The 4435-nt window shown below is 68.8% G+C and carries 4 protein-coding genes; 3 read left to right on the top strand and 1 reads right to left on the bottom strand.

Annotation, left to right across the window (positions count from 1 at the left end):
- Positions 1 to 824 (top strand): FAD-dependent oxidoreductase (locus Q4G50_RS14390; RefSeq protein WP_303378343.1); only part of this gene is annotated, 824 nt, incomplete at its 5' end.
- A gap of 5 nt (positions 825 to 829) precedes the next feature.
- Here Q4G50_RS14390 and Q4G50_RS14385 read toward each other — a convergent pair.
- Complete coding sequence (locus Q4G50_RS14385; RefSeq protein WP_303378342.1) at positions 830 to 2152, bottom strand: short-chain fatty acyl-CoA regulator family protein; 1323 nt, start codon at positions 2150 to 2152, stop codon at positions 830 to 832.
- A gap of 180 nt (positions 2153 to 2332) precedes the next feature.
- Between Q4G50_RS14385 and prpD the strand changes: the two genes are divergently transcribed.
- Positions 2333 to 3847, top strand: a complete 1515-nt coding sequence (prpD, locus tag Q4G50_RS14380) for a 2-methylcitrate dehydratase PrpD (RefSeq protein ID WP_303378341.1) — start codon at positions 2333 to 2335, stop codon at positions 3845 to 3847.
- A partial coding sequence (locus Q4G50_RS14375) for an isocitrate lyase/phosphoenolpyruvate mutase family protein (protein ID WP_303378340.1) occupies positions 3847 to 4435 on the top strand: 589 nt, incomplete at its 3' end. The genes prpD and Q4G50_RS14375, both read left to right, overlap by 1 nt.

The raw sequence follows: 4435 nt of genomic DNA, 5'->3' as shown, positions 1-4435 counted from the left end.
CCGCCTTCGCGGAGCTCGGCGTCAAGGTGACCATGGTCGCCTCCCGTGACCGCATTCTCCCGCACGACGACGCCGACGCCGCGGACGTCCTTGAGCACGTCCTGTCCCAGCGCGGAGTCTCCCTGGAGAAGCACGCCCGCGTGGAGTCCGTCACCCGGACCGAGGACGGCGGTGTCCGGGTCAAGACCTCCGACGGCCGCGAGATCTTCGGCTCCCACGCCATCATGTCGATCGGTTCCATCCCGCAGACCAAGGGACTGCACCTGGAGAACGTCGGCGTGCAGACCACGGACTCCGGCCACATCAAGGTCGACCGCGTCTCGCGCACCAACATCGCCGGCATCTACGCCGCCGGTGACTGCACCGACCTGTTCCCGCTGGCGTCGGTCGCCGCGATGCAGGGGCGTCTGGCGATGTACCACGCCCTCGGTGAGGGTGTGTCCCCGATCCGCCTGAAGACGGTGGCCACCGCCGTGTTCACTCGTCCGGAGATCGCCGCCGTCGGCGTCACCCACGCCCAGGTCGAGTCGGGTGACGTCTCCGCCCGGGCCGTCGTGCTGCCGCTGCAGTCCAACCCGCGCGCGAAGATGCGTTCGCTCAAGCACGGTTTCGTCAAGCTGTTCTGCCGCCGTAACTCCGGGCTGGTCATCGGCGGTGTCATCGTCGCGCCGACGGCATCCGAGCTCATCCTGCCGATCGCCATCGCGGTGTCCAACAACCTCACCGTCAAGCAGCTCGCCGAGGTGTTCTCGGTGTACCCCTCGCTGTCCGGTTCCATCACCGAGGCCGCGCGTCGCCTCGTGGCCGACGACGACCTGGACTGAGTTCCTCAGTAGGTGGTGTAGGAGAAGTCCAGGGTCGCGTCGAGATCGACAACCACCTGGCGCCCGGCGTGGGGGAAGGCGCGCTGGGGGCAGCGCTCGCGGGGGCAGGTGCTGCAGCCGGGCCCGATCGGGGTGGCGGAGGCGGGGGAGAGGTCGAGCCCCTGTGCGTAGATGAGGCGCTCCGCCTGGTCGAGATCGCAGCCCAGCCCAACCGCGAACTCCTTGCGGGGCTGGCCGAAACCGTGGATCTGTCCGGCAACGGTGCGTGCGATCCACAGGTAGTGTCGCCCGTCCGGCATGGCCGCCACCTGACGGGTCACCCGCCCCGGGGTCTCGAACGCGCGGTGGATCACCCACAGCGGGCAGGAGCCTCCGGAGCGGGAGAAGTGGAAACCCGTGGCCGACTGCCGCTTGGAGATGTTGCCCGCCCGGTCGGTACGGACGAAAAAGAAGGGGACTCCGCGGGAACCGGGACGGTTGAGCGTCGATAAGCGGTGACAGGTCGTCTCGAAACCGGTGCCGAAGTGGACGGCGAGACGGTCGATGTCGTAGCGGACCTCCTCGGCGGTCGTGAGCATCTGCTCATACGGCATGACGACGGCCGCGGCGAAGTACTGGGCGAGGGCGAGGACGGCGATCTCGCGGGACTCGTCGTCCGGGAGAGGGGAGGCGAGCTCGGTGAGGACCTCGGCGTGGCCGGTGAGTGCGTACTGCAGGGCGAGCTCGAAGCACAGCTGCGCCTCGGACAGGCCGGTGCGCAGGTGCAGCTCACGGGTCTCCGGGTGGTAGACGCGACGCGGCCCGGTGGCCAGCTGTCGGAAACGGACCGTGACGCCGAGATCGCGGTCGAGGGCGGTGGCCAGGCGGGTCAGCCGCAGCTGCGGATCGCCGAGGCGGCCGGCCAGTTCCTCGCCGAGCACATCGAGGGCGTGGATGTAGTTGTGGTGCTCGTAGAAGAAGTCGCGCACCAGGCGGTAGGGGGAGTCATCGATGGGGGAGGGGGCGCGGTCGGCGAGCTCGATGATCTGGGCGACCAGCTCCGGGTAGCGGGCGGCGAGGTCGGCGAGCTGGTCGTTGGGGACGGTGGGGAAGGCGTCACGGAGCTCGCCGATGGTGCGGGCGTCGTGATCCGGGGAGAAGAAGGACGGGTCGATGTCGAAGTGCTGCGACAGGGCCATGAGCACGGTGACCGTCAGGGGGCGCTGGTCGTTCTCCAGCTGGTTGAGATAGCTGGTCGACAGGTTGAGCCGGCGGGCCATCTCCTGCTGGGTGAGGTTGCGGTTCCTACGCAACGTGCGGATGCGTGCCCCCGCAAAGTGTCTGCTCATGTGTGGGTCTCCCGGGTGAATGCGTTGCCGACCTGCGGTTTCCACAAGTTTTACAGAAACTGCGCTGTGATGCCGCAAGTTTACACATCCTACGCTGTGACCCCCAACACAGAATTCGCAGTAGTGTGAGGGCCAACGCAAAACCCCACTCACACTCAGTCGAGGAGTAGCCCGAGAGCCATGATCAACCACACCGTGCGTACCTACCGCTCCGCCGAGGATTTCCCCCACGAGGAGCACCTGGCCTACAAGATCGCCCGCGTCGCCGCCGACCCGGTCGAGGTCCCGGAGGAGACCAAGGAGATGATCATCAACCGGATCATCGACAACGCTTCCGTCCAGGCCGCCTCCGTCCTCCGCCGCCCCGTCACCTCCGCCCGCGCCATGGCTCAGGCCCGCCCCGTCACCGACGGCCGCGGCGCCTCCGTCTTCGGCCTGCCGGGCAAGTACGCCGCCGAGTGGGCCGCCCTGGCCAACGGCACCGCCGTCCGCGAGCTCGACTTCCACGACACCTTCCTCGCCGCCGACTACTCCCACCCGGGAGACAACATCCCGCCGATCCTCGCCGCCGCCCAGCAGGCCGGCAAGGGCGGCCGCGAGCTCATCCGCGGCCTGGCCACCGGCTACGAGATCCAGGTCGACCTGGTCCGCGGCATCTGCCTCCACGAGCACAAGATCGACCACGTCGCCCACCTCGGCCCCTCCGCGGCGGCCGGTATCGGTACTTTGCTCGACCTGGATGTCGAGACGATCTACCAGGCCATCGGCCAGGCCCTGCACACCACCACCGCCACCCGCCAGTCCCGCAAGGGCGAGATCTCCTCCTGGAAGGCCTTCGCCCCGGCCTTCGCCGGCAAGATGGCCATCGAGGCCATTGACCGTGCGATGCGCGGCGAGGGTGCACCGTCCCCGATCTGGGAGGGTGAGGACGGCGTCATCGCCTGGCTGCTCTCCGGCCCGGGCCACGAGTACACCGTCCCGCTGCCCGCAGAGGGCGAGGAGAAGCGCGGCATCCTGGACACCTACACCAAGGAGCACTCCGCGGAGTACCAGTCCCAGGCCCCCATTGACCTGGCCCGCGCCATGGGCGAGAAGCTCGCCTCCGAGGGACGCGACCTGGCGGACATCGAGTCCATCGTCCTGCACACCTCGCACCACACCCACTACGTCATCGGCACCGGCTCGAACGACCCGCAGAAGTTCGACCCGCAGGCCTCCCGCGAGACCCTCGACCACTCCATCATGTACATCTTCGCCGTGGCCCTCGAGGACCGCGACTGGCACCACGAGCGCTCCTACGCCCCGGAGCGCGCCAACCGCCCGGAGACCATCGAGCTGTGGAACAAGATCTCCACCGTCGAGGACCCGGAGTGGACCCGCCGCTACCACTCGACCGACCCGAACGAGAAGGCCTTCGGCGCCAAGGCCGTCATCACCTTCTCCGACGGTACCGTCGTCGAGGACGAGCTCGCCGTCGCCGACGCCCACCCGCTTGGCGCCCGCCCCTTCGGTCGTGAGCAATACATCGCGAAGTTCCGCACCCTGTGCGAGGGTGTCGTCTCCGAGGAGGAGCAGGAGCGCTTCCTCGCCGCTGTCCAGGACCTGGAGAACCTCACCGACCTGGCCGAGCTGAACATCGAGCTCGACGAGGCCGTCCTCGCGCAGGCCCCGACCGTGGGCGAGGGGCTGTTCTGATGGCCGGCCTCTTCTCCACGCAGGTGACCGCGACGGAGCGTCGCAAAGCATTCCGCGACGGACTGAACAGCGGGAGGATCCAGCGCCTCCCGGGCGCGTTCTCCCCCCTCGTCGCGCGCGCGATCCAGGAGGCCGGTTTCGACGGCGTCTACGTCTCCGGCGCCGTCGTCGCCGCCGACCTGGCACTGCCCGACATCGGACTGACCACCCTCACCGAGGTCGCGCACCGGTCGAAGCAGATCGCCCGCGTCACCGACCTGCCCGTGCTTGTCGACGCCGACACCGGCTTCGGTGAGCCCATGTCCGCGGCCCGCACCATCTCCGAGTTCGAGGACGCCGGCGTCGCCGGCTGCCACCTCGAGGACCAGGTCAACCCCAAGCGCTGCGGTCACCTCGACGGCAAGGAGGTCGTGCCGACCGAGCTCATGCTCCGCCGAATCACGGCCGCCGTCAACGAGCGTCGCGACGACCAGTTCGTCATCTGCGCCCGTACCGACGCCGCCGGTGTGGAGGGCATCGACTCCGCCATCGAGCGCGCCAAGGCCTACGCCGACGCCGGCGCCGACCTCATCTTCACCGAGGCGCTGC

Origin of the sequence: Corynebacterium sp., assembly GCF_030538285.1 — a bacterium.
GTDB lineage: Bacteria > Actinomycetota > Actinomycetes > Mycobacteriales > Mycobacteriaceae > Corynebacterium.
This window is presented reverse-complemented; position numbering and strand designations above follow the sequence as displayed.